A 26,443-nucleotide genomic window follows, 5' to 3' on the forward strand; every position below is an offset into this window, starting at 1 on the left:
GCCGTCCGGGCCGTGCGCCGGGGCTCCGCCGCACGGTCCCCGTTCACCGTACCGCCGCCGCGGCCACCAGGTCAGTGGCCACCCGGTTCTCCGTGATCACCACGGCCCCACCGCGCCGACCCACCCGCACGATCGTCGGGAACGCTCTGACCTGGAAGGCGCTGCTCAGCGGACCGTCGGGCGGCTCGACAACGACCTGCGCCACCCCGCGCAGGCGGTCCACGAAGTCGCTCCCCTCCCCGGCCGCGTCGACAACCACGGCCAGCACCTGCCCCGGGCCACCCGGCACCGTGCGCGCGAACTCCGCGAACGCCGGGACTTTTTCCCGGCACGGACCGCAGTCCGGGGCGAAGAACGCTACGACGGCCCCATCGGACAGCCGCGCCATGCTGACCTCGACACCGCTGCTCTCCGCGACGGCTGTGAAGTCACCCACGCGCTCGCCCACAGCGATCACGGGCAGCTCACGGCTGCCCGTGGTGTCCTGGGCCAGCAGCTCGGTATGTTCCCGCAGCCTCTTGAGAACGCCGAGCATCAGCACGAGATTCAACGTGCCGAGCGTTCCCACGAACGCCACGGCCGCGATCAGGTAAGGCATGGCTTCCTCTCCGTGGATTCTTGAACAGGGCGAATACGTCGTCGAGGGTCGCGACGAGCAGTGCCGCGACAAACCCCGACGCCACCGCCGTCACCGTTCCTTGGATCTGCGCCCGGCCGGAGGCCGACGTCCCGGCCACGGCGACGAGCGCCACGCCGACCAGCGCCGTATTCCGCGCCACGTGTCGCCACCCGAGCGGAGCCGAACCGGGGCCGAAACACCGGCACGGGACCCTCACCCCCCGGCGCAGGGCCAGCGCGATCGCGACCGTGAAGCCGGAGAGCAGACCCGCCGCCCCTGCGGGACCCAAGGCGGCGGTGCCCGGAACGGGAACCAGCAGCAGTGCGCACACCAGCGCCTCGGCGCCCACGACGGTGGCCGCCACCACGCGCGCCCGGCCCGTCCGCACCGCTGACATGGACCGCACCGAGGCCACGAACGCCTCAAAGGCGGCGGCTCCCCGCACCTTGCTGACGACCGAGAACAGAAAGACTCCCCCGAGCAGACAACGTGCCCCGATCACGACGTACAGCATCCTCGCCCCTCCCCGCTTCACTAGGAACGACCCCTCGGTGCCGGCGTGCGTCCGGGCGACGCCTGAGCGCCGCCCGGAGCGGATCAGGCCGTCATCAGGGGCACGGGCTCTCCGAACGGTCACAGCCGAACCCGTCACAGCACTCGTGCCAGTAGCCCGCGATGCACGCGTACCAGCAGCCCTGCGCCGACGCCGAAGCCTCGGCCTTGGGGACCAGCCGCTCCAGCAGGGCGGCACCGAGGTTCTCGAGCTTCCTGTACATTCCAGCCTCCTTGTATCCCGGTTGCTTGGTGGTGCGCCTACGAGGATGTCGAGACGGGAAGCGAAAGTGATTGACTATTCGCGCAGGCATATTGTCGATTTGTGCACGCGACCGGACCCACGGCGATGTTTCCCAGGATGTTGCCGACGACTCCTGGCGCAAGGTCAACTCCCCCCGGGATGCTGGGGCGCTGTGCGTGTGAACCACGCGAAGCCGAGGGTTTCTGGAGTTGCCGTGCCCCCTGTCGCTCTCGTCAGACCCGTGGCGGTACTGGCCGCGGTGTCCGCCCTGTTGCTGGGCGCCGCCGGTCAGGCCGCCGCTGACAACGCCCACTCCCCCGCTCCCGAGCCGCTGCCCCGGTCCTCCGCCGAGATGCTGCGGCCCATCGCGCCGCCGGCCGCCAGCGGGCGCGGCGACGCTTCGGTGCGGTCCGTCGTCGACGGCGACGGGATCGAGACCGCCCGCAGCTCGCGGCCGGTCGCCCCCGGGGTGAAGCTGACCTCGTACGACCGGCTGGAGTCCGACAAGTGGCTGCGGGTCGACTCGCTGTCAGTGGACCTGGCGAGCGGCACGAAGGTCGACTACCTCCACCCGGACAAGGTGGCCGCCCGCGAGCCCGTCTCCAAGCTCGCCGCCGAGCACGACCCGGGGCCGGGCCGCCGTACGGTCGCCGCCATCAACGGCGACTTCTTCGACATCAACCAGACCGGCGCCCCCGAGGGGACCGGCATCAGCGGGGGCCGGGTGGTCAGTTCGGCCTCGTCCGGTGCGGCCGGGGGCCGCGCGGTGGGCATCGGGCCGGCCGACGCGGGCCGGGTCCTCCAGCTGTACTTCGACGGCACGCTCACCCTCCCCGGCGCCGCCCCCACCGGCGGCACCCGCCCGCTCGCCGCGCTCAACTCGGCCAACGTGCCGGCCCAGGGCATCGCCGCGTACACCGCCCAGTGGGGCGAGGCGGACCGCGCCCAGACCGTCGACGGGGCCGGCACCAAGCGCACCGCCGAGGTGGCCGTCGTGGACGGCAAGGTCACCTCCGTGGCCACCGCGCCCGGCAAGGGCGCGATACCCCCCGGCACCACCCTGCTGATCGGCCGCGACGCGGGCGCCGACGCGCTGGCGAACCTCGCCGTCGGCGACGCGGTCTCATGGGAGTACCACCCGCGCCCCAACACCGGCGACGTGCCCGACACGGCCGTCAGCGGCCGGGAGTTGCTGGTCGTGGACGGCGAGGCGGTCGGCCATGACGGCGAGGGCAACAACACCGCCGCCCCGCGCACCGCGGTCGGCTTCTCCCGCGACGGCCGTACGATGCAGGTCCTCACCGTGGACGGGCGACAGGCCGACAGCGGCGGCGTCACGCTCACCGAACTCGGCGTGATGATGAAGGACGCGGGCTCCTACAGCGCCCTCAACCTGGACGGCGGCGGCTCCTCCACACTGGTGGCCCGCGCGCCCGGCAGCGATACGGCGCGGGTGGAGAACAGCCCGTCCGACGGCAGTGAGCGCACCGTCCCCAACGGCCTGGCCTTCACCGCCCCCGACGGCAGCGGCCGGCTCAAGGGCTTCTGGGTGGAGACCGCGGCCGCCGCCGGAGCGGCGCCCACCGTCGACCCGGTCAAGGGCGGCCATCCCGAGCGCGTCTTCCCGGGGCTGACCCGGCGGCTGACGGCCGCCGGATACGACGAGACGTACGGCCCCGCCGAGGGCGCCGCGACCTGGCACTCGGCCGACCCCCGTATCGGACGGGTGAGCGCCGACGGCACCTTCACCGCCCGGAACAGCGGCGACGCGCAGGTCACGGCCCGCCGCGGGGCGGCTAAGGGCGATATCGAACTGACCGTCCTCGACGACCTGGACCGGATCCAGCCCACCACCCGGCTGATCGGCCTGAAGGACGCCGAGGCCACCGGCCGCTTCGGGGTGGTGGGCCTGGACGCGCACGGCACCAGCGCGCCCGTCGAACCGTCCGACGTCCGGCTCGACTACGACCACGACCTCTTCGACATCACCCCGGACCAGGAGTCAGGGAACTTCACCGTCAAGGCCCACGGCAGGCAGGGCGCGGGCCAGATCAAGGTCACCGTGGCGGGCACCACCACCCGGCTCGCGGTCACCGTGGGGCTGACCGAGCGGCAGGAGGCCGCCTTCGACGACGCGGGCGAGTGGAAGTTCAGCCAGGCCCGCGCCTCCGGCTCGCTCGCGGCCACGCCCGACGGCCACACCGGCACCGGCCTGGAGCTGACCTACGACTTCACCCAGTCCACCGCCACCCGCGCCGCGTACGTCAGCCCGCCGCAGCAGATCGCCGTGGAGGGCCAGCCGCAGTCGTTCGGCCTGTGGATCAAGGGTGACGGCAAAGGGGCGTGGCCCACGCTCCACCTCAAGGACGCGGCGGGCTCCGACCAGTTGCTGCGCGGCCCGTACGTCACCTGGACCGGCTGGCGCCACGTCGACTTCGCCGTCCCGGCCGGGGTCTCGTATCCGCTGAAGGTCAACCGCTTCTATCTCGCCGAGACCGGCGCCACCCGCCAGTACACCGGCAGCATCACCATCGACGACCTCACCGCACAGGTGCCGCCCGCCGTGGACCTGCCCGAGCAGACGGCGTATCCGGACCCGCTGATCACCACCGCCGCGCGCGCGGAGGGCCGGGACTGGCGGTTCGCGGTGATGTCGGACGCCCAGTTCGTGGCCCGCGACCCGGACAGCGCGATCGTCGTCCAGGCGCGCCGCACTCTGCGCGAGATCAAGGCGGCGCGCCCCGACTTCGTAGTCATCGACGGGGACCTGGTCGACGAGGGCTCCCCCGCCGACCTCGCCTTCGCCCGTAAGGTCCTCACCGAGGAGCTGGGCTCTGGTGAAGGGGCCGTGCCCTGGTACTACGTGCCGGGCAACCATGAGGTGATGGGCGGGAAGATCGACAACTTCGAGGCCGAATTCGGCCCCGCGCACCGCGTCTTCGACCACCGCGGCACCCGCTTCATCACCCTGGACACCTCCAGCCTGAGCCTGCGCGGCGGCGGCTTCGACCAGATCCAGGAGTTGCGCGCCCAGCTCGACGCGGCGGCGAAGGACCCGGCGGTCGGCTCGGTGATGGTGATCGAGCACGTACCCCCGCGCGACCCCACCCCGCAGCAGGGCAGCCAGCTCGGCGACCGCAAGGAGGCCGCGCTGCTGGAGGGCTGGCTCGCCCAGTTCCGCCGCACGACCGGCAAGGGCGCGGCCTTCATCGGCGGCCATGTGGGGACCTTCCACGCCTCGCGGGTCGACGGCGTGCCGTACCTGATCAACGGCAACTCGGGCAAGAACCCGGCCACCCCGCCCGGCAGGGGCGGCTTCACCGGGTGGTCCATGGTCGGCGTCGACCAGGTCTCCAAGCATGAGCAGGCCCGCGCCCGGCAGGCCCCGTGGACCGGCGGGCCCGACTGGGTGTCCGTACAGACCCGGGCTCATGTGGACGGGCTGACCGTCACCGCCCCGGCCGAACTGCCCACCGGGCAGCACGCCGAGGCCACCGCGACCGTGCTCCAGGGCGACGGTGCCGACCCCCGCCGGGTGCCGGTCGGCTTCCCGGTGAGCGCGGACTGGACCGGATCGCCGAACCTCTTCATCGGCGACCCGGACGACGCCGCCCGGCACCGGCCGCGCTACGTCGCCGCGTACGACCCGGCGACGGGCCGGCTCACCGCGCTGCGGCCGGGGTCCGCGACCCTGGCGGTGACGGTGAACGGGGCGGTGGCGAAGGCGAGCTTCACGGTCACGGCCCGCGCCGCCGGGGGATTCGCCTCGGCGGCGTGACGGAGCGGAGCTGAGGGGCCCGAGGGGCGAGGGGCCGCGGGTGACTGCCCGAAGGGGCAATCCCCGCTGCCCCTCCCCGACGGGGCCGGACCTGGACGACACCCGGCCCCTCCCGCGACGCTGGGAGCGGACTTCCGCTATTCCCCGGGGAGCGGCAGATGCGCACACACGACCACGGACATGAACAAGAGCACGAACACGAGCACGACGAGTCCTTCAAGACACCGGAGCGAACGGACCCTCAGCAGTCGGCGGACCTCCCCCACCTGCTGAAGGCCGTCGCCACCGGCCATACGGAGGTGATCGGCCGCTCCGGGATGGGCACCCTTCAGCGGACCATCGGCAACGCGGCCCTCGGATCCGCGATCCAACGAGACGCCGACCAGGCTGCCCCGGCCTCAGACGAGGACGACCAGCGCTCGAGCGTCCACGATGTGATCTCCTCCGGCGGCGGGCAGCCCCTGGACACCGAGGTCCGCACCGATATGGAGACCCGGCTCGGGGCCGACTTCTCCGGGGTGCGGCTGCACACGGACTCGGCGGCCCACGAATCGGCGAAGGAGGTCGGCGCGCGGGCCTACACCGTCGGCGAGAACGTCGTCTTCCAACGGGACAGCTACGACCCGGCCTCGCACCAGGGCCGCACCACGCTCGCCCATGAGCTCACCCATGTCATGCAGCAGCGCAGCGGCCCGGTGGACGGTACGGAGGCGCCGGGCGGGATCCGGGTGAGCGATCCGTCCGACCGCTTCGAGCAGGAGGCGTCGGCCAACGCGGAGCGTGCGATGGCCGCCCCGGCCCCCGCGCCCGCGCCCGCGTCGGCTGAGGCCCCCGTACCGGCACCGTCCACGGCCCCGGTGCAGCGCCAGACGGAGGACGAGGACGAGCAACCGGCGGACGTGCAGGGCTCCTTCGTACAGCGGGCGCCCGAGGCGGGGGCCGAGGAAGAGGAGGAGTCTCCCCCCGAGGCATGAGACCCGTATGTCAATCAGCCCCGGTCAGCCCCCCGGCCTCAGCCATTGGCCTCCTTGCCCGGGGCGAGCTTGCCACCGAGGAACAGCGACTCCGAACACTGGGACGGCGTGGGGGCCTTGACCGGTTTGCCGACCTCCCGGCAGCTGACGGAGATCGTGACCGTGCCCTTCGCCCGCACCTCGATGGGGGTGACGAAGTGGTAGTCGGAGTCGCGGAAGTTCTCGAGTGCGAGGTTGAGCAGCTGTCCGTCGTCACTGGAGATGACCAGGGTGCCGGCGTCGCCCTGCGGGTTCTGGACGACGATGTCGGTCAGCTGGAGCGTCTTCCCCTCGGGGACCTGGTACGCGGTCTCCCGCGCCGAGCCGCCCCCCACCCGGTCCCGCACCTGTACCCGGGCGCTCGTCGGAATGGCGGACCCGCCCGTTCCGCCGGGCTCCGCGCTCGCGTCGCCGCCCGGGGACCGCGACGCGTCGCCCCCGGAACCTCCCGAGCCGCCCTGCTCGGAACCCCCGCCGCCCGCCCCTTTCTGGCCGCCGCCCTGCTGCCCGCCCTGCTGCCCGCCCTTCTGTTCCTCGGCGTTGCGCTCCTTGTCCGCTTGGCGCGCGGCGGACTCGACCGCCTGGGGGGTGATCGCCTCCCGGGCCGCCGACCGTACGGTGGGCCGGAGCAGCGCGAACCACAGGCCCACCAGCACGGCGGCCACCAGCACCGCGACGGCCAGCACCCGGGGCAGCCAGCGCGGCAGGATGGCCTGCTGCTCGTACGAGCCGTCGAGGACCACCGGCTCGTACGGGTCGTGCCCCTCCTCCGCCCGCGGTGTCACCATCACCTGGAAGGGATGGGTGATCGGTGTCCCCCGCCACAGCCGCTTGGCCGGGCGCACCTTGAGGGCGGCGAACTTGGCCTGGCCGGGCGGGATGGTCAGCTCGGTGGCCTCGAAGCCCAGCCGCGCCCGTTCGGTGGCTCCCCGTGCACTGAGCCCCACCGTGACCGGTGTGTTGCCCCTGCTGTCGATCGCCACCTTGTGCCGCCCGCGCAGGATGCCGGCCGATCCGCGCGGCACCAGTTCCGAGGTGACCTCGGTGAACGGCAGGATCGTCACACCGCGTTCGAGCGCCACCGGCTGATTCCGGTCGCTCGTCGGCACGACCCGCAGCCCGAGGGGGGTGTCCCCGGGGGCGATCTCCCAGCTGCGCGGCGGGCGAAGGGTGACGGTGGCGGTGCCCGTCGCCCCCGGATAGAGCGACAGACTCGCCGGCTCCACCGTGGTCCAGGCGGCACACGGCCCCACCACCTCGAACCGGCATTCCTCGACGGTGTCCCCCGAATTGAGCACCTGTAGGGCGATATCCGCCTCACCGCCGGGCTGGGCGGTGACGGTGGACTCGTCCAGGCTCGCCGAAACACTCATGCGGCGCACCGTAAACTCCGGCATCACATCCCGGCACCGGCCGCGCAGGAACACTTTCGGGCAATCACCGTTGCCCGGGAACGCACGTTCAATTCCCTTGGAGAAGCAAGGGCATTACTGTGGTTGCCCGTTACAGGGAGGGGAATGTGAGGAAATTGTGACGTCATGTGCATGATCTATATACATGCCATGTGCGTCACCACGCAATTGTCACGCCACCTCCCTCATCAGTCGCCCGAGGGGAGAGAGCGACGTGCAACAAACGAACGGAGAACGCATCACGGTAGCGCTGCGCGCCCAAGACCCGGTATCCCAAGCCGGAGTTGCCAGCCAGCTGCGCACCCGGCCAGAAATTACGATCATCGACTGGGATGAATCGGATGCGCCACAGGTGGCCGTGGTCGTCCTGGACGTTCTCGACGACGACGCGCACCGTGTATTACGCCAGATCCAGCGGACCAGCACCGCGCGGGGGGTACTGGTCATCACCCGTATCGACGAACAACAACTCGTGGACGCCGCCGAATGCGGCTTCGTCGGAATCGTCAGACGCGCCGAGACCACCCCGGAACGCCTGGTCCAAGTGATCAGCTCCGTGGCGCAGGGCGAAGGGCACGTCCCTCCCGATCTTCTGGGAAGCCTCCTGGAACAGGTCGGAAAGCTCCAAGGCCAGGTCCTGGCACCGCGCGGGCTCAACTTCACCGGGCTCGCGGCCCGCGAGATCGAGGTGCTTCGGCTGGTGGCCGAGGGATACGACACCGCCGATATCGCCATGAAGCTTTCCTACTCCGAGCGGACGATCAAAAACGTACTGCACGCCGTCATGACGCGGCTGAATCTGCGTAACCGCTCGCACGCCGTGGCATACGCGCTGCGCCAGGGTCTGATTTAGGAAACGCGCCACCCCGTGGGTCGCGCTCCGCAGACCCCACGGTGCCTCATAGGGCAGCCGGCCCTTCCCGAAGGGCTGGCTGCCGCCCCGGTGCGCTTCCGCATTCCGACCCGCGACAGTGGAACACCGCACGCCGATGCCGAGTGGGGTGTTCTGTGCGTTCCATACGGGGGTTCCTTCGCTTACGGCCGCGGACCGGCGCGGGTGCCAAGGCGCATGCCCGCGCACTGCGCATCGGCGCCCTGACCGCCGTACTGTCCCTGACGATCAGCGTCCTTCCGGGCGCGGCGGCGGGCAAGCGGGCGCCGGCGCCAGAACCCACGGTGACCCCCGCGGTGGTGGACGAGCCGCTGGACCCGGGCGACTCGCTCGCGGTCGACAAGAAGGTGCGTACGCCTGTGATCCCGCCGCGGCCCGATGTGGTGCTGCTGGTCGACGGAACGCGAAGCATGCAGCCCACCATCGACAACGTCCAGGACAACCTGGACCGGATCACCGACAGGGTGCGCGAGGAGCAGCCCGACTCCCGCTTCGCCGTGGCCACCTTCGGTGACAAAGTCGACGGTGACCGGGTCTTCACCGTGCTCCAGGGGCTCACGGACAATCTGGACGAGGTACGGCGGGGAGTCGACGGCCTCGCCTCCGACCGCGGTCTCGGCAGCCCCGGCCCCGCCGAGGACTGGATCAACGCCCTGTGGCAGATCGGCAATGGGGCGGGCGGGAAAACCGTCTTCCGCGAGGGCGCGAGCCCCATCGTCGTCCTGGTCGGCGACGCCTCCAGCCACGACCCCAGCATGGACCACTCGCTGAGTGACGGCATCAACGCCCTGAAGAGCGCGGCGGTCCGGGTCCTCGGCGTGGATGTGGCCACCGACCTCGGCGACGGCCTCAACGGCAACGGCAACAACGGCAACGGCCCTGGCCAGAACCAGGAAGACCCACACGATCCCGACCAGGCGAGCAAGGTCGTCCAGGCCACGGGCGGCAAGCTCTTCCAGAACATCGACGCGGACCAAGTGGCGGACACCATCGCGGAGGGGCTGACCAACCTGCCCACGACGGTCAGCTATCAGGCGGTGGCCTGCGACCCCGCCCTCTCCGTCTCGCTGACCCCGGCGAGCAGGGAGGTGACCAGCGGTGCGGTGGCGGACTTCAGCGAGACCATCAAACTGGCGGACGACGCCCCGCAGGGCGCGACGCTCAGCTGCACCGTCCAGTTCCTGCTGAACGGCAAGGTGCCGAGCGGAGAGATGCCCGCGGATGTGCCGCCCGCGCGGGTGTTCCGTGACCGGCGGAAGGGGACTGGTGGGGACGGTTCCGACCACGGGAGCTCCGGTTCCGGCGGAACGATCGCCGGGGCGATCGGCGGCGCGGTCGGCGGCGCGGTCGGCGGATCCGACGGCGGGCAGAACGGTGGGGTCATCGGCGGGGCGGCGGGTGGCGTGTCCAGCGGATCCGACGGCTGCGGCGGCGGAACCATCGCAGGGCTGGCGGTGGGCGGGGTCGGCGGATACGACAGCGAACGCAACGGCGGCCTGATCGCCGGGGTGCTGGGCGGCGCGATCGGCGGTTCCGACGACGGCTGTGGCGGCGGGGCCTCCGGCGATGGGTCGGGCAACGGGTCGGGCAACGGGTCGGGCGGTGGAACCATCGCCGGGGTCATCGGCGGCCTGATCGGTGGAGTGATCAGCGGCGCCTCCAGCGGAACGGGCGGTGAGGACGGAGGCCAGAACGGCGGGCCGGGCGGAGACAACACCGGCCAGAACGGCGGACCAGGCGGAGACAACACCGGCCAGAACGGCGGACCAGGCGGAGACAACACCGGCCAGAACGGCGGACCAGGCGGAGACAACACCGGCCAAAGCGCGGGACAGAACGCAGGCCAAGACGGAGGCGACGGAGACGGAGACGGAGACGGAGACGGAGACGGAGAGCCCACCCCAGAGGACTACCAGCAGCACATCACCATCACCGTCAACGACGTAACGGCCCCGGTCGTCACCGTGGACGACCGCATCGTCGAAGCGACCGGCAAGAACGGCACCAAGGTCGACTTCACCGCCACCGCCGAGGACGCGGTCGACGGCAAGTTGCCGGTGACCTGCGACCCCGCTTCCGGTTCACGCTTCCCCGTAGGCACGACAGAGGTCACCTGCACCGCCACGGACTCATCGGGCAACACCGGAACCGACACGGCCACCTTCACCGTCAGCCCCGCCCCGGTGCCGAACCAGGCGGACATCGCCGTGACGGCGGCCGCCGGCCCCTCCCCCCGCTACGCGGGGCAGCGGACCGGCGTACGCTTCACCCTCACCAACGCGGGCCCCAAGACCGCGAAGAACATCGCGCTCACCACCACCTGGCCCCGTACCAAAGACGCCAACAAGCGCAGCCTCTCGGCCCTCTCCGGCTGCACCCGCGCCGCCCCCTGCTCCCTCGCACCCGGCGAGCGCCTGACCGTGACGCAGTCCGCGGTCTACCGCACCGCCGTCCGAGGAGACATCCGCGTCTCCGTCACCGGCTCCCCACGCGACCCCAGGCGCGCCAACAACACGGACACCGCCCGTATCCGCGTCCTGCAGCCCAAGTTGACCGTCACCCCGAAGGTCGCCAGGCCCGGCGATGTGGCAGTGGCGCGGGGCAAGGACTTCCCGCCCGGTGCCACGGTCGCGCTCATCTGGAAGCCGGGCATCACCGCGGCCCGTTCGACCGTACGCGTCGACGGCGACGGCACCTTCGAGGCACAGGTGCTGGTCCTGCGCAAAGACCAACTCGGCCCGCGCGAGCTCCGCGCCACCGTACGGGGGCTGGACCGGCTGGAGAAGCCGGTGCTGATCGTGCAACGCAGCCTGCAGCCGCCCGACTTCGCGGGCCGGAGGTGACGGCACCGGTGATCCACGAGGTCGACGAGGCGCTGCGCGCGATGTTCAGAACGGAGGCCCTGGCGGGCGGCACCCAGGTGTCGGTCGTCTTCGACGCCCCCACCCGCGACTGGGCCGCCAAGGTCAACGCCCCCACCGTCAATCTGTATCTGTACGACATCCGCGAGGACATGCGCCGCCGGGAGCGCGGTCTGCTCAATGAGTACGACGAACGGGGCACGATCGTGGCCCGGCGCCGCCCGCCGCGCTACTTCAAGCTCTCGTATCTCATCACGGCGTGGACCAAGCGCCCTGAGGACGAGCACCGTCTGCTCTCCTCGCTCCTCTCCTGCCTGCTGCGCTACGAGGCGCTGCCCGCCGAACGGCTCACCGGCACGCTCGCCGAACTCGGCGTACCCGTCCCCATGACGATCGCGCTCCCGCCTCCCGAGGACCGGTCGTTCGCCGATGTGTGGAGCGCGCTGGGCGGGGAACTGAAACCATCCCTCGACCTGGTGGTGAGTGTGCCGGTCACCGAGTCGCCGGTATACCCGGCAGGACCGGAAGTCGGCGAGGAGGGCCTGCGCGTCGGATTGTCCGACGTAGCGGCGGACGCCGGGACGCCCACAAACCGTTCATCGAGCCCAGGGGACCTCCCCGTGTACGGCATCAAACGCACAGGCGTGTCCTCCCAAGTATCAGAAGAACAACCCGAATGACGGACACCCCGGCCGAACCCCCCACCCCCACTCCCACCCCCATCCCCTCCCCCGACCCGAGCCTGCGCCACCTCTTGGACCGGGCCATCCTGATCGAGCAACGGGTAAGGCGGGCCGTTTACGCAAGGCAGCAGACGGACCCAGCCCCCGATGACGCCTTCCGGGGCCTGTATCTCACCGATGAGACGATCCACCACCTCCTGGAACACGGCCGCGGGCTCAGGGCCACCGACCCCGACGACACCGACACCGCATTCCTGGCGGAAGCAGAAGCACGCGCCGACGCCGCGACCCGCTCCGGCCACCGACCCCGACTGCGCTCACTGGCGGCCGACTTCAACCTCACAGCCCTGGACATCGAAGTCCTGCTGATCGCGCTGATCCCGGACCTGGACGACCGCTTCGAGCAGTTCTACGGCTACTTGAACGACGATGTCACCCGCCGCCGCCCGACCATCGGCCTGGCACTCGGCCTGTGCGGACTGTCCCCGGCCGACGCCGGAGCCCGCGCCCGCCTGTCCCCGCAAGCCCCCCTCCGCTCCGGCGGCCTCCTCCTGGTGGAGGAGCCGGACCGCCCCTTCCTGGCCCGCGCGCTACGAGTCCCCGACCGCGTCACCGCACACCTCCTAGGCGACGACACCCCCGACCCACGCATCGTGGACCTCCTAGCTCCCTGCCAGAACGCACCAACACAGCTGGGCAACCCGGCCCCCCTCGCGCGCTCACTCGCCTCCGGCATCCGCCTGGCGTACCTACGCGAGGACCAGGGCGGCGCGGGCACCGCGCTGGCCTCCGCCGCCCTAGCGCAAGCGGGCTACGGCGTCCTGGGCGTGAAGGTGGAAGCGCTGGCCCGTGACCCGCACCCAACAGAGGCAGTAAAAATCCTGGCCAGGGAAGCCCGCCTAACGGCCTCAGGCCTGGTGTGCACCCCCATAGACGCCCTCACCCGCGACAACTCCCAGGTCATCCGCGCGGTGTCGGACATCCCGCTCCCGGTCGTCCTGGTCGGCCGCGCCCCGTGGGACGCGGCTTGGTCAACTCACCCGCCACTGCTGCTCCATGCCCCGCGGGTGGAGCCGGCGGCGCGGGCGGCGCTGTGGTCGGCGGCGTACGAAGGCGAACGGGCCAGGGACCGAACAGTAAACCGAGCCCAGCCACCGGGTGAGCGGACACCCGATCAAGAGCAGCAGCTGAAGGAAATCCCCCCGAACCTGAACATCACCCGCCTCCTCTCCCCCTTCCTCCTCGCCCCGGACCAGATCACCCGGGCTGCCCAAGGCGCGGCCCAGACCGCGATGCTGGACGGCGGCACCCTGCGCCCGGACCACGTCCGCGCCGGAGCCCGCGCCCAGAACGCCGCGGGCCTCGACCGCCTGGCCCGCCGTATCGAACCGGCGGTGGCCTGGCCCGACCTCGTCCTCCCACCGGACGCCCTCGCCCAACTCCGCGAACTCACCGCCCGCGCCCGCCACCGCGACCGGGTGCTGGGCGAATGGAGCATGCGACCGGGCGGAGGGCGGGGCCGGGGCGTCACCGCCCTCTTCGCGGGCGACTCGGGCACCGGCAAGACGATGTCCGCCGAAGTCATCGCCGCCGACCTGGGTCTGGATCTCTACACGGTCGATCTGGCGACCGTCATCGACAAATACGTAGGCGAAACGGAGAAAAACCTGGAGCGCATCTTCTCCGAAGCGGCCGGAATCAACGGCGTCCTGCTCTTCGACGAAGCCGACGCGATCTTCGGCAAGCGCTCCGAGGTCAAGGACGCCCACGACCGCTACGCCAACGTCGAGAGCGCGTACCTCCTCCAGCGCATGGAAACCTTCGACGGCCTGGCGATCCTCGCCACCAACCTCCGCGCCAACCTCGACGACGCCTTCACCCGCCGCCTCGACCTCGTCATCGACTTCCCCCTCCCCGACGCCCCCCAACGCCGCACCCTCTGGGACCGCTCCCTGGGCCCCACCCTCCCCCGCGCCGCCGACCTGGACCTGGACTTCTGCGCCGACTCCTTCGAACTCGCCGGCGGCAACATCCGCTCGATCGCGGTCACCGCCGCCTACTTCGCCGCCGAGTCAGGGCATCCCGTGACCATGTCCGACCTGATCCATGCCGTACAGCGGGAGTACCAGAAGCTGGGCCGCCTGACCCTGGCGTCGGAGTTCGGCCCGTATATGTCGCTGCTGTCCTGAGGGGCACCGGGATGGTTATCCACAGGCCCACACACGAAAAGGGCCATCACGCCATAGTGCAGCATGACGATCAGCGGCGAAGTCCTCAGAAACGTCCACGCTTTGGCTGCCAAGCAGGACTGGGTGGTGACCACGGCACAGCTCCGCGCGATCGGCGCCGAGCGAGCGGACGTCCGCCGCATGCTCCGGGCGGGCCAGTGGGTGCCGCTCACCCGGGGCAGCTACTGGCTCGGGCGGGACGCGCGGGGGCCATCGCTGCGGGCCCGGGTCCGGGGCCTCCTCCTCACCTGCGGCTCACAGGCCATGGCGGCGGGCCCCACGGCCGCCCGGCTGCTGGGCATCCAGGGCCTCCCACTGGACGACGGCACTCTGCACCTGGCCACCCCGCAGGACACCATCCGCAGCCGCCAAGGCGTCCATATCCACAGGACCCTCGTACCCGACCATGCCCACACAACGCTGCGCGGCATCCCCCTGACCACCCCCGTCCGCACCTGCGCTGACCTCCTCCTCCAGTTCCCACGCGCCGAGGCGGTGAGCATGCTGGACTCCGCCCTCCACCAAGGCGTACTCACCTCTGCCGACCATCTCACCCTCCCCACCCACCTGTCCGGCCGCCCCGGCGCACGCCAGGCCCGCGCCTGGGTCCCCTTGGCCGACGCCCGGGCCGAATCCCCCCTCGAAACCCGCATCCGCCTCATCTGCCTCGACGGCGGCCTGCCCCCACCCCTCCCCCAGTGGCCCATCCCGGACCCCGAGCGTGGCCGAGTCCTCCGCATCGACCTGGGCTGGCCGGCTCAGCGGGTCGGCATCGAAGCCGACGGCCATGGCCCCCACGACACACCCCAGGCCCTCTACCGAGACCGCTTCCGCCAGAACCGCCTGGCCACCCTCGTCCCCGGCCTGACTCTGCTCCGCTTCACCTGGCCCGACACCTACCGCCCGGACAACATCCTCATCCCCCTCCGCCAGGCCCTCCAACGCCCGTGATCCCCACGAGCGCGACGCCAGGCCCACCCTGCAACACTCGGGCGCGGGCCCAGTGCCTCAGCGAATGCGGCACCCTGCGCCGCGTGGAGCAGGTCCGGGGGTCATCGGCGTGACGTCGTACAGCCGGCCCGCGTCACTGCTTCGCCACTTTCGCCACTTTCGCCAGCCATGGATGTCCGGGGTGCACGCGCCTCAGCCACCCGCCGAGATCGTCGCGCCGCGCCTGGCTCAGCAGCGGCAGGACCCCGTCGAAGTCGGCGTGATCCTTGGGTCGTGTCGCCTTCGCTTTGAACAACAGCACAAGCTCTGGCGCCAGGTACGGGATGCCGTCCGCCGTCCGTTCGATGATCGCGTCGTACGGCAGCCGCAGGCTCTCGTCCCGCCGACAGATCCACATCCCGCCCTCGTGCGGCTCGCGGAAGACGTCGAAGAGGAACTGACCACTCGCCGGATCCCGCAGCCAGGTCTGGTACGTGGCCGCGAGCGCCTCAGCTCCTGCCCTTGCCCAGATCCGTCCCGAGCCCACCGCGTCAAACATGTACTCGGGGAAGCGGTCCCGAACCTCCGCGAACCCCGCCGCGGGCACCGCGATCTCCAGATCGCCGTGGGGTCGCGACTGTCCCCCGCGAAACAAATCCAGCGCCCACCCGGCCACGACGCACCAGGGCGCGCTGATCCCGCCCAACCGCTCCGCGACCTGTTCCGGCCCCCAGGCGTCCGCCCACCGGGCATGCAGTTCGTCCGCGTCAAGGACGGTGCCGCCGGGCGGCAGAGAATCGGCCATCGGAACAACTTACTGCCGCGGTAGCCGCGTTCGCGGATCTCCAGGCAGAGGCGGGTGTCGCTGACCTGACCCGGTGCCTCGGTGAAGCGAGCGTTGAGATGCCCCTTGAACGGTTCCAGTACGCAGCCAGGCATCATTCACGGCAGCATGAGCAATCGCCTAGGCGTGATCCATTGACGGAGAGGTACTGATGAGGCTGCTGCTGAGCTCCTGGTTTCTGACCCCCGACAGCCGCCCGTCGGCGCTGCCCAGCACCCTTCGCACCGGCAAGGCAGGCATCGTCTTGAACGCGCTCGACGGGTACGGCCCCTCACGCGCTCGCGATTATGCCCGTGAGAGGCGCACTCTTGAGACCTTCGGCTACTCCTGCGAAGAACTCGACCTCCGCGACTACTTCTCCGCCCCCAAGGAACTCCCCAAGCGCCTGGCCGACCTCGACCTCGTCTGGGCTCTGGGCGGCAACGCGTTCGTCCTGGCCCGCGCCATGACCCGGACCGGATTCCGCGATGCCCTCCATGAGCAGCAGCATCGTGCCGAGTTCACCTACGGCGGCTACTCAGCGGGAGCCTGCGTCGCCGGACCGGACCTCCAGGGCATCGACCTCATGGATGACCCAACCGTCCTGCCCGAAGGCTATCCACCGACCACCGCACCAGAATGCCTCCTCCTGGTGCCCTACCGGATCGTTCCCCACTGGCGATCCGAACACCCCGAAGCGGAGCGCGCGGAGCGAGCCGCGGCTCATCTCGCCGAGAGCGGGCTGCCGCACCGATGTCTACGCGACGGGGAGGCGGTCAACATCCACGACACCACCAGGCCAGTCAACTGACCGCCGAAAGAGCCGCACCTTGTACGGATCGCCGGCAAGCCGATCGCGCTCCACTACCGGAACGGTCAGCAGGTGTTCGAGATCGCCCCGACGGTGACGAGGACGGCGAGTCGCGAACTACGAAGCTGCTGGCCCGGAGAACGGGCGTCAATTTCAGCGAGGAAGACCTGCTTGGGCCCCCTCCGGGGAATGCGCCACTGTGGATCGCACCGACGGCAGCGTTCTCGTTGTCCATCCAGTGATCCCGAACGCCCCAACGCGGCCGGGATACCCGAGACGGTGCAGTTCGCCACCAAGCCCCGTCTGGCCATGGAGATGATCACAGCCACGCTGGAGGCCGCAATCACCGCTTCCTGAGAGACGGGCGACAAGCCTCCGGCCAGGATCCGCAGCCCCGTGCCGCACCTGAAGCACGCGGTGTCGGTTACGTCCTCCTGGCCGTCGTCTGCTCGCCCTGGAGAAGAATCCACCACAGCCGCACCCCCGGCCTGACGCTGCTCCACTTCACCTGGGCCGACACCTACCGCTCGGACTCCATGCTCATCCCCCTCCGCCAGGCCCTCCGACGCCCATGACCCCCACGAGCGCGACACCAGGCCCACCCTGCAACGCCGGGGCGCAGGCCCAACGTCTCAGCGGATGCGGCATCCTGCGCCGTCAGTAACCGAACTCGCCTTCCGCGATACCTCCCACAAGAGCGCCCCACGCCTCAGTGGCGAAGGCAAGCACCGGTCCATCGGGAGCCTTGGAGTCACGCACCCCCACTCGCGCCCGGAGGTGTGCGACCTGGACGCACTCGTTGCCTTCACCGCCGCTGTAGCTGCTCTTGAACCAGACCTCCACTATGGGGCCTGTGTCGGGGGCGCGCTCAGTCACGGGCAACTCCTGTCGGACTTTGGCCAGCAGCCGCAGAGACGCTGAAGGGTCGGCCGCTTGCGAACGAAGGTAGTCGAAGCTCAACTTATAGGAACCAATGTCGTCCGCATCGTCCAGATACAGGCCCCGACGACGCATCTCGATGTAGACAACCGCCATGGAATTGAGCGGATTCCGCTCGTCGTCCCGCCCCAGGATCACAAAATGCCCCGTGCCTGCCGCGTGGGCCCCGGCGGTGAACCGCAAGACCTGGATGTCGACGTTCGGAGCCTGAGCCACCTCATGCAAGTGGTCCATCTGCTCGGCCATGACCGCCCGCCCACCAACGTCGCGCAGGAGAACAGCCTCATCAAGAACGGCCCATAGGTGCAAGGTCGGGTTACGGGTGAGGATCGCCTACCGCTGAATGCGGGCATCCACCATGCGCTCGATCTCGATATTGGAGCTGCGCTTCTCCCGCGCTTGGTGGATGGCAAGCGCGTAGGCGCGCGTCTGGAGCAGGCCGAGGACAACGGTGTTGGCGTAGACGTGCTCGTAGGCGGCCTTGTGCTCGAAGGAGACGAGCGGGTCCATCCACTCCGGCACGGCGCTGTTCCCCACCCACCAACCGTCGGTCTGTGACTTGGCCACCCGCACGAGCGCGTCCCGCTCCTCTACCGAGGCGCTACTTCTGTCGGAACTGGTCACCAACGCCGTACAGCACGCACGCGTCCCACCAGGTCGAGAGATCGAAGTCCGCTACGAACTGTCCAGCAGCCGCCTGCGCATCGAGGTCGCGGACGCCTCAGACGAACAACCCCAGCAACGCACAGCGGATGACAACGACGAGCGCGGACGCGGTTTGCTGCTCGCCGACGCCTTAGCGGACAAGTAGGGCGTGAGTCCCCGAAATATCATCGGCAAGCTGGTGTGGTTCGAGCTACCGCTGGCATCGGAACCAGAAGGTTGATCTCGAGTAAGACTGACACGATCTTCGGCAAGCGATCCGAGGTCAAGGACGCCCACGACCGCTACACCAACGTCGAGAGCCCGCACCGCCTCCCGCGCATGGAGGCGACGCCCTCACCCGCCGCCTGGACCTCGTCATCGACATCTTCCTCTCCGACGCCACCCACCACCGCACCCTGTGGGACCGCTACGTGGGCCCCGTCCTCCCCCTGCGCCACCAACCTCGACCTGGACTTCTGCGCCGAGACCTTCGCACCAGCGCAGTTGATCCCCACGAGCGCGACGCTCCGCCCACCTGCAGAACCCGGACGCGGGCCCACCGCCTCACCGGACGCAATATCCTGCGCCGTCATCGCACGTGACCTTCGAGTGAGCATCCGTTCGGTGCAACGGTGGTGTAAAACCTGGCCAGAAGGCGGCCCGAGCTCGCTGGCCTCGAAGGGGCCTGCCTCGCTCCCGCTGCTGAGCGACGAGTTGTTCGCCGCCCTGGAACGCTGACCTGGACAAAGGCCCGGTGGCCCATGGGTGGCCCGACCAGACCTGAGCCCTGTCCCGGATCAAGACCGTCCGGGTCCGGGGCCGGGGCCGCTGCCACCGTCGCCTATCGGTCGCAGCCCTGGCCTGCCACAAGCCCGGCGAGCTCTTCCGGCCCAGCACCGACGCACGGTGGACGGCCGCAAGAGCTTCGCATGGACCGATTACCGAGGCCTCATCCAGGCCGCGCACCACCAGCTCGGCGGCGCGACCGTGTTGGTCTGGGACGACCTCAACACGCACCTCACCACAGAAATGCGCCGCGACGTCACCGCCGTCCGGCGAGGCGTACGCCAACTCCAGTATCTGCGAGACGTCCTTGACGGCTGTCCAGCCAGCGCCGGCCTGATTACGGACGGCTGACCACCATGCTGAGAGCTGAGCTTCACATCCCTCAGCTCATGGGAAGGAGGGTCAGGTAGCCGAGGCCTATGACGCCGCGATAGCCCCGCAGCCACATGTTGCGGTGACGATCCACGCGGTCGAGGGTCTCCTTCGCCAAAGGGTGAGGTAAGCGAACCCGAGGTCTTCCCATTCGTCGTTGCTCACGGTCTCGATCCAGACGGGCCGAAGGCCCGCGGCGATGGCGAGGCCAGCGAGGTCGTGGCGCTCAGAGGGGGAGGCGTCTGGCCACATAGCCGACAACTCCTTTGGAATGGACGGTGTTGGCAAAATCCCTCACCGAGAACGACACGGGCGCCCGGGGTGACCAGGCGACGGAGAGCGGCAGCGGGGTGCTCGGGTGGCCGAGCATCGCTGATGGCGTGGCTCTCACCAGGCACAGCATGAGGTCGGAGGAGCCTTGCGTGGTGTCGACGGCGGACTCTTGGACGGAGTGGACGCTCGGCCAACCCGCGGGCCTCGGCATCGGCGCGCCCGCGGGCAAGGTCGTCCTCGTTGAGGCCGATACCGATGCCGGTCGCGGCGGGCGTCACCCCAAGGAGGCGGAACATGAACTCTCCCCAGCCACAGCCGATGTCCAGCGCCGGCATCGGGGGCAGTAGGGGTGGCTTGAGCGAACAGTCGGCGGATCATTGTGGCAACCCGGTCCTCGGAGAACGGTCCGTGGTACGTAAACCGGGACAGCCCCGGGGAAGGTAGTGTCGTCCATGAGCCCGGACAGCAGGGAAAGCTCGGCTGTCAGCGACACCGGTTCCCCATGCGAGGTGCAGAGCGGGTGGTTGACGGCTGCCTCGCCCATACCGACCCGATCATGGACAGCCGACCGACATCACGAGTTGAACTTGTTCGGGCTCCTGGCCAACCAGATGATCCGCCGCACTACCCACAAGAAATCCCAGGTATTCTAGCCGACAACTGCTACTGGAGTAAAAACTGGAACTGCCGAAAGACTTCCGGCACAGGACAGTAGTAGCTGCTCGGACGCCATGGCACGACATTGGGATCAAGCATTTCTCTTGGTGTTCTCGAATTGGCTCCACTCCAACAACGAGTAAGCATTTAGCACCCTTTCAAGCTCCTCGCACTCGGAGGATTGCATTGGGCAATTAATGGCAACATAACCCAACTGGAAAACTTCGTACTCAAGCCGCAAGGCGTTCAGGTTGCGAATTAGCTCACCCTGCCTCTCAGTGGTGTCGTATTCAGCCGCATCCTCCTCGAAAATTACATGGTAAACCGTGTTCCCCGAATCACCGACAACGGAGTCGATAACCCATTCAAAGCCCCCGGAAGGCTTGACGCTCACTTTGTCGCCCAGCGAAATTTCGCGGGCAAAGAAGGGGATGCAGCAAATAACAAACTCATGCCCTCCTGAGCGCTTTGCCCACAATTGCTCCCATTTACCCGGCAGCCCTGAATCAGAAAGATCACACATGACGAGCGAATCGGCTTCGCCTTGCCAGACAGGTTCAGAGTGGCCGCAGATATCGTTGATGTCCACCATGCACATCTCCCCATTGCGTCGGGCATTTTAAAATTGATTATATCCCATGATCGTCGAATTAGGCAACACGATTCTCGCGTCAATAGGTTTTCGGTGGACCGTACTCCATCACATGCCAAACTTGAAGTCCCGTGGGCCACCACGATGGGGGCCATTTGCCCTCATAATCGTACGGCGGCGTTTTTGGAGCTGGACTGTCTCCCTTCGAAGAGTTGCACAACGCGCAGGAGGGGCCTAGGTTCCTTTCTTCATTGTCTCCGCCCGCAACGCGCGGGACGACATGTTCAACCGCGGATGCCCGAGGCTTCCTGCAATACATGCAAGCTACGGCCTGACGGCCCGCGAAAATACGCTGCTTGTTTTCCGAGAAATGCCGTCCTTCGGTACTTCCACCCTGTGATCCTGGAGGAATTCGGGGCTCCAGTCGAGTGGAGTCATGGGAAGACTCATCCTCTTCAAGTGTCCAATCTCCAGGAGGGCCGTACCTGCGGGCATGTTCGTTCTTCATGTCTTGCGTCCACCATTCAGGAGGCCAAGTACCCGAGTACCCTCGAGGCGGGGTCTTGGGAATACCGCGATCTCTTTTTGAAGAGTTACAATGCACACACACAGGGACGAGATTTGTTTCCTCATTGTCTCCTCCTCTGTGCCGTGCTATGAAATGATCCACGGCCTCCGCGTTCGGTAAACGGCAGTAGTAGCAATTAGTTGACGACCCTCTCTTGAAAAAACGCTTCCTAGCTGCCTCTATGTCTCTTTTTTCCTTACTGCCTCCAGTGGAGCCGAGCTCACCATCTTCGTAGTCATCATGAACCTTGTTTTTGCTTGCTAGCAGCCAGACAGTGCGCGGCTTGGTCGACTCAACTTCAAACCCGCGTATCCACCTGTACCGCACTCGCAACAGACCAAGAGCAGCGGTTAATCTTATCGCGGGCGACTTCCTCATTTCGTGATTGCGAACGATCGTCTGCGCCTTCGCTATCGCGGCAGGAAGTTCTCGCTCTTTCTTATTGCCGAACTTTGCCTCAAATTTCTTCGATATTTTCTTGGCGGCCTGGGCGATCTTGGCGGCGATCTTGTCTATGGCGCGGTTGACCGGGCGGGAGACTTTTTGGAAGACCTGCTTGATTTTGTTGGCCAGGCCGCCGACGCCCAGGAGGGAGGCCAGGAGGCCGATGAGGAGGGGGATGCTGGCGGCCAGGGCGGTTTCGACCATTTTGGGGACGCCGGCGGAGCCGCCGTTCGCGATGACTATGACCGCGTCCAGGACCGCGTTGACGAATTCGACGATCTGGGCGCCCTGGTTCACGATGAACGAGACGATGTCGATGATGCCCTTGACCGCGCGGACGAAGGCCGAGGCGGGGTTGAGGAGGGAGAGGATCCAGGTGATGCCCGCGATGATGACGGTGGGGATGAGGTAGGACTTCAGGTCGTCGAGGATCGTGGACTTGAGGTCGCCGGTCTCGGCGGTGATTTCTTTTGCGGCGCCGGCCGGGCCTTCGGTGGCCAGGGCCTTGGCTACGGGGACGGATTGTTCGGCCGCGTTCATGGCCTGGTCGGGGACGCCCTGGCGGGTGATGCGGGCGCGGATGTTGGCCCAGGTCAGGCCTAGGAGCGAGGCGATCAGTTGGATGATGCCTTTTAGGTCGAACTTGGCGGGGATTTCCAACCCTGCTTTGGCCGAGGTGCCCAATAGCCAGGAGACCAGGCCGGTTTGGAGGTGGGTGCCGATGTTGGAGATGAACTGCTGAAGGCCCGCGCCGACGGCGCGGACCAGGTTGCCAAGGAAGCCGATGGGGTCCTTGATGATTTTCATGATGGCGCTGGCGGCCTTGGCCAGGATGCCCATCAGGAGATCCTTGAGCTCCTTGATGGTCTTGATGACACCGACGACGGCGTCCACGGCCTTCTGGACAAGGCCCTTGTTCGCTTCCTGGAGTTTTTTGATCTCCTCGTCGACCGCATTGAGGGCCTGGGTGTACTTCTGGGCCAGGGTCTGGACCAGTTGCTGTGATTTTTCGTTGACTTCGGATTCCAGGTCGTCGAACTTGCCCGCGAAGTCCTTGGCCGCTTCCTGGCCGTACTGCTTCAAGTCGGCGGGAAGCTTGTCGACCTCGGTTTTGATGTCCGCGCGGCCCTGGGCGATGCGGGCCTTGGCCTTGCCGAGTTCGGCGCCGATGGTGTCGGCGATGGACGAGATGACGCCCTGCATCATGTTGACGTAGAGCTTGCGGGACTCCTGGAAGAGCTGGTTCGCCTCCTCCGGCATCCCGGCGATTTTGTCCTTGGCCCACTTGGCCGGGCCCCAGAAACCGCCATAGCGCTTGTCCTTGTACTGCTTCATCCGGCGCTTCTGGTCTTTGTTGAAGGCGTCCCGGGCCTTCTTCTCGCCCTCCTCGAACTGCTTGTCGACCTTGCCGTCCAGGCCGGACAGGATGCCCTCGACGTCCTTCTGGGTGGCGTCGAAGACCTTCTGGAGCTTGGCGGTTACCTGTTCCCGCTTCTGCTCGTCCTTGGACTTGGTCTCGCCCTTGCCGCCGTCGACCTGTTTGCCCGCGCCCGCGCGGGTGGCGGTCAGGGCGGACATGGCCTGGGTGCCGGCCGCGGCCGCGTTCGACTTGGCGGTGGCCAGTTGTTGCTTCTCCGCTCCCCGGGCCTGCGCCGGGGCCTGCGCGGAGTGCTGCTCGGCCTTCTTCTTCTCCCCCAGGGCGTCGGTGAACTCCGGTTCATTGCTCTTGGCCAGCTGCTCCTCGGTGACCTCCGCGTCCGCCATCTGCTGGTCGGTCTTCTTCGGGCCCTCGGAGAAGTCCGTGACCTCGGGCGGCTGCTGCTGCGGCGTCGCGTCGGCGGCGTTCGGCGCGCCCGGGTTGGCCGGAGGCTGGTCCGGCTTCATCGGGGTGACTTCTTTTTCCTTGGCCTGCGAGGTGTCCGGGGCCGCCTTGGTGGTGGTCTCGATGTCCTTCGACGACGCTTTCTTCCCGTCCGTGACCTTGCCGTCGACCTCGCCCTTGATCTTCTCGGCCTTGCCGGAGCCGGAGAACTTGTCCGCCTCGTCCAGGTTCTTCGGCGCCTGGTCCGCGATCGCCTTGTTGACGGCCTCGATGAACGCCGCCTTGTTGAACTCCCCCGGCTTCGCGTCGTTCATCTTCTCCGCGTTGGCCGCCTTGCCCTGCGCCTCCTTGTCGTCCGGCGGGGCCACCGCCGCGTCCTGCGCGGACTGGGACTCGCTCGCCGCCGGGTTGTGCTGGGACAGCTTCTGCTTCTTCGCGGCGACGTCCGACTGCACCTTGCGGAAGCCAGGCGCCTGCGACGGTGGGGGCTTCACCGGGGCCGTATAGCGCTGCGCCACCAGGCGGGAGACGGCCGCGTTGCCCGCCATGCGCTGGAGGCGGTGGAGGTGGCTCGGGGTCAGGCCGGGCGTTTGTTCCGGGGGCGCTGCCGCTTCGGGTGTGCGCTGTGTCGAGGCCTCGTTGCCGTCCTTAGCGGCAGGCTTTGTGGCCTTCGCTCCCTTCACCGGATCACCCCGTCACCGGTCGGCCGGCACTGTGTCTGTCAGGGTGCTGGGCCCCGGGACCCTAAGTCGCCGACGGCCGGGTCATGATGAGGGCAGAGCTTTCTGCCCGATAGGGAAAGAGCCATTGCTGCCCCTTCGGGCACCCGGCTCTGTACGCGGGGGCGACCGAAAGCCCTTTCCCATTGATCCATTGCCCGGGAAGAATCGCTTCGTTTCCCCGGTCGAGGAGAGTGGCATGCCGTCATACCTGTCCCCGGGTGTCTACGTCGAAGAGGTGGAATCCGGGTCGCGGCCCATAGAAGGGGTCGGCACTTCCGTCGCCGCCTTCATCGGGTTCGCGCAGAAGGGGCCGTTCAACGAGCCGACGCTCATCACCAACTGGACCCAGTTCACGAGCGTTTTCGGCGACTTCGTCGAGGGGACCTATCTCGCCTCCTCCGTCTACGGCTTCTTCGCCAACGGCGGCGGCATCTGCTACGTCGTACGCATCGGCGGAGGCGGTCAGGCAGATCAGGCGGAGCAGGGAAAAGCCGGTGCGCCCAAGGAGATCGGCGCCGGGACCACCGCCCAACTCGGGCCGTATACCGTACGGGCCCTCCCCGGCGTCACCGGGGAGATCACCGTCGAGGTGGCCGAGCCCGAGGGGGAGGACCCGCCGCAGGATGTCTTCACGCTGGTGGTCAAGCGGGACGGGGCGGTCGCGGAGACCTATCCGAACGTGACCACCAAGCGCAGCAAGGAGAACGTGGCCACCCAGGTCAGGGCGCGGTCCCAGCTGATCAGGCTGGAGGAGCCCGGCAAGGGTGCCGCGCCCGCGCGGCCCGAGGCGCAGTCGGTGACCCTGGCGGCGGCCCCTGGCGCCGGGCCGGGGGCGGCCGTGCCCGACGCGCTGTCGGCGGACTCGTACGTCGGCGACCCCGACCGGCGCACCGGGTTCGGCGGCCTGGAGGCGGTCGAAGAGATCACGATGGTGGCCGCGCCGGATCTGATGAGCGCCTATCAGCGCGGTCTGCTGGACCTGGAGTCGGTGATCTCGGTGCAGCGCGGGCTGATCACGCACTGCGAGGCGATGGGCGACCGGATCGCGATCCTCGATCCTCCGCCCGGTCTGAGCCCGCGGCAGATCAAGACCTGGCGGGAGGAGACGACCGGCTTCGCCTCCAAGTACGCCACCCTGTACTACCCATGGATCAAGGTCTTCGACCCGGCCGTCGGCCGCGATGCGTTCGTACCGCCGAGCGGGCATGTCGCCGGAGTGTGGGCGCGCAACGACGACTCGCGCGGGGTGCACAAGGCGCCGGCGAACGAAGTGCTGCGCGGGGCGGTCGCGTTGCAGACCCAGATCACCAAGGGCGAGCACGATCTGCTCAATCCGATCGGCCTGAACTGCATCCGGGCGTTCCCCGGCCGCGGCATCCGGGTGTGGGGGGCGCGGACGCTGGCCGACGATCCGGCCTGGCGCTATCTCAATGTGCGGCGGCTCTTCAACTACCTCGAGGAGTCGATTCTCGCCGGAACCCAGTGGGTGGTGTTCGAGCCGAACGACGACGCCCTGTGGGCCCGTGTTCGGCGCACGATCTCCGCGTTCCTGGTCAATGAGTGGCGCAAGGGGGCGCTGTTCGGGGTGACCCCGGACGAGGCCTTCTACGTGAAGTGTGACCGCGAGACCAACCCGCCGGAGAGCATCGACGCGGGGCAGGTCATCTGTGAGGTGGGAGTGGCCCCGGTCAAGCCCGCGGAGTTCGTGGTGTTCCGGCTCGCCCAGCTCTCCGCCGGGACCGGCGGGGTCGACGAGTGACCGAGTGACCAACCACGA

18 protein-coding genes and 2 pseudogenes are annotated in these 26,443 nt (G+C 68.6%); 11 read left to right on the plus strand and 9 right to left on the minus strand.

Translation table 11 applies throughout. The annotated features are described in order from the left end of the window. Positions 1–43 precede the first annotated feature (43 nt). From ACFV2X_RS12495 to ACFV2X_RS12505, 3 genes and pseudogenes are all read right to left on the minus strand, one after another. The gene (locus tag ACFV2X_RS12495; RefSeq protein WP_385614908.1) at positions 44–598 is read right to left on the minus strand and encodes a TlpA disulfide reductase family protein; all 555 of its coding nucleotides are present in this window, start codon (positions 596–598) and stop codon (positions 44–46) included. A 145-nt stretch (positions 599–743) separates the two neighbouring features. After that, positions 744–1,133: pseudogene (locus ACFV2X_RS12500) on the minus strand (MauE/DoxX family redox-associated membrane protein); the annotation flags it as partial. 94 nt (positions 1,134–1,227) lie between these two features. Next, on the minus strand, positions 1,228–1,395 hold the full coding sequence (locus ACFV2X_RS12505; RefSeq protein WP_385614910.1) for a hypothetical protein: 168 nt from the start codon (positions 1,393–1,395) through the stop codon (positions 1,228–1,230). A gap of 234 nt (positions 1,396–1,629) precedes the next feature. Here ACFV2X_RS12505 and ACFV2X_RS12510 point away from each other — a divergent pair, with 234 nt between their 5' ends. Further along, a complete protein-coding gene (locus ACFV2X_RS12510) occupies positions 1,630–5,193 on the plus strand; it encodes a phosphodiester glycosidase family protein (RefSeq protein WP_385614912.1) in 3,564 nt (1,187 codons plus the stop codon). A 158-nt stretch (positions 5,194–5,351) separates the two neighbouring features. After that, positions 5,352–6,167 carry a DUF4157 domain-containing protein gene (locus ACFV2X_RS12515; protein ID WP_385614915.1) on the plus strand — a complete coding sequence of 272 codons (816 nt, stop codon included), beginning with the start codon at positions 5,352–5,354 and terminating at the stop codon, positions 6,165–6,167. A 38-nt stretch (positions 6,168–6,205) separates the two neighbouring features. On the opposite strand, the gene ACFV2X_RS12520 is transcribed toward ACFV2X_RS12515, so the two are convergent. After that, positions 6,206–7,579 (minus strand): hypothetical protein, encoded by a 1,374-nt coding sequence (locus ACFV2X_RS12520; RefSeq protein ID WP_385614917.1) that lies wholly within the window; start codon positions 7,577–7,579, stop codon positions 6,206–6,208. A 253-nt stretch (positions 7,580–7,832) separates the two neighbouring features. Between ACFV2X_RS12520 and ACFV2X_RS12525 the strand changes: the two genes are divergently transcribed. The 5 genes from ACFV2X_RS12525 to ACFV2X_RS12545 all read left to right on the plus strand — a co-directional run bounded on the left by ACFV2X_RS12525 (position 7,833) and on the right by ACFV2X_RS12545 (position 15,233). Then, positions 7,833–8,471 carry a LuxR C-terminal-related transcriptional regulator gene (locus ACFV2X_RS12525; protein WP_385614919.1) on the plus strand — a complete coding sequence of 213 codons (639 nt, stop codon included), beginning with the start codon at positions 7,833–7,835 and terminating at the stop codon, positions 8,469–8,471. Between the two features lie 155 nt (positions 8,472–8,626). Then, a complete protein-coding gene (locus ACFV2X_RS12530) occupies positions 8,627–11,353 on the plus strand; it encodes an HYR domain-containing protein (RefSeq protein ID WP_385614921.1) in 2,727 nt (908 codons plus the stop codon). 8 nt (positions 11,354–11,361) lie between these two features. Beyond that, positions 11,362–12,051 (plus strand): DUF4255 domain-containing protein, encoded by a 690-nt coding sequence (locus tag ACFV2X_RS12535; protein WP_385614923.1) that lies wholly within the window; start codon positions 11,362–11,364, stop codon positions 12,049–12,051. Then, positions 12,048–14,243: an ATP-binding protein gene (locus tag ACFV2X_RS12540; protein WP_385614925.1), complete on the plus strand. Its 2,196-nt coding sequence runs from the start codon at positions 12,048–12,050 to the stop codon at positions 14,241–14,243. Before ACFV2X_RS12535 ends, ACFV2X_RS12540 begins: the two co-directional genes overlap by 4 nt. Positions 14,244–14,306: 63 nt before the next feature. Then, the gene (locus tag ACFV2X_RS12545) at positions 14,307–15,233 is read left to right on the plus strand and encodes a type IV toxin-antitoxin system AbiEi family antitoxin domain-containing protein (protein ID WP_385614927.1); all 927 of its coding nucleotides are present in this window, start codon (positions 14,307–14,309) and stop codon (positions 15,231–15,233) included. Positions 15,234–15,366: 133 nt separating this feature from the next. Here the strand turns inward: ACFV2X_RS12545 and ACFV2X_RS12550 are convergent, their stop codons facing one another. Then, positions 15,367–16,017: a nucleotidyltransferase domain-containing protein gene (locus ACFV2X_RS12550; protein WP_385614929.1), complete on the minus strand. Its 651-nt coding sequence runs from the start codon at positions 16,015–16,017 to the stop codon at positions 15,367–15,369. 190 nt (positions 16,018–16,207) lie between these two features. On the opposite strand from ACFV2X_RS12550, the gene ACFV2X_RS12555 reads away from it, so the two are divergent. Then, positions 16,208–16,846: a Type 1 glutamine amidotransferase-like domain-containing protein gene (locus tag ACFV2X_RS12555; protein ID WP_385614932.1), complete on the plus strand. Its 639-nt coding sequence runs from the start codon at positions 16,208–16,210 to the stop codon at positions 16,844–16,846. A 657-nt stretch (positions 16,847–17,503) separates the two neighbouring features. Here the strand turns inward: ACFV2X_RS12555 and ACFV2X_RS12560 are convergent. Together ACFV2X_RS12560 and ACFV2X_RS12565 are read right to left on the minus strand one after the other, a co-directional pair. Further along, positions 17,504–17,722: a DUF397 domain-containing protein gene (locus ACFV2X_RS12560; RefSeq protein ID WP_385615077.1), complete on the minus strand. Its 219-nt coding sequence runs from the start codon at positions 17,720–17,722 to the stop codon at positions 17,504–17,506. A gap of 33 nt (positions 17,723–17,755) precedes the next feature. After that, positions 17,756–18,295: pseudogene (locus tag ACFV2X_RS12565) on the minus strand (DUF5753 domain-containing protein); the annotation flags it as partial. A gap of 49 nt (positions 18,296–18,344) precedes the next feature. Here ACFV2X_RS12565 and ACFV2X_RS12570 point away from each other — a divergent pair. After that, entirely contained in the window at positions 18,345–18,596 is a 252-nt protein-coding gene (locus ACFV2X_RS12570; protein WP_385614935.1) for an ATP-binding protein, read from the plus strand. 740 nt (positions 18,597–19,336) lie between these two features. Beyond that, on the plus strand, positions 19,337–19,567 hold the full coding sequence (locus ACFV2X_RS12575) for a hypothetical protein (protein WP_385614937.1): 231 nt from the start codon (positions 19,337–19,339) through the stop codon (positions 19,565–19,567). 1,042 nt (positions 19,568–20,609) lie between these two features. On the opposite strand, the gene ACFV2X_RS12580 is transcribed toward ACFV2X_RS12575, so the two are convergent. After that, positions 20,610–21,110: a DUF4265 domain-containing protein gene (locus ACFV2X_RS12580; RefSeq protein ID WP_385614940.1), complete on the minus strand. Its 501-nt coding sequence runs from the start codon at positions 21,108–21,110 to the stop codon at positions 20,610–20,612. Between the two features lie 79 nt (positions 21,111–21,189). Next, positions 21,190–24,627 (minus strand): HNH endonuclease, encoded by a 3,438-nt coding sequence (locus ACFV2X_RS12585; protein ID WP_385614943.1) that lies wholly within the window; start codon positions 24,625–24,627, stop codon positions 21,190–21,192. Positions 24,628–24,862: 235 nt separating this feature from the next. On the opposite strand from ACFV2X_RS12585, the gene ACFV2X_RS12590 reads away from it, so the two are divergent. After that, the gene (locus tag ACFV2X_RS12590; protein WP_385614946.1) at positions 24,863–26,425 is read left to right on the plus strand and encodes a phage tail sheath family protein; all 1,563 of its coding nucleotides are present in this window, start codon (positions 24,863–24,865) and stop codon (positions 26,423–26,425) included. The last annotated feature ends 18 nt before the right edge of the window (positions 26,426–26,443 follow it).

The sequence above is a fragment of the Streptomyces sp. NPDC059679 genome, from assembly GCF_042734105.1.
In the GTDB taxonomy this organism is placed as follows: Bacteria; Actinomycetota; Actinomycetes; order Streptomycetales; family Streptomycetaceae; genus Streptomyces.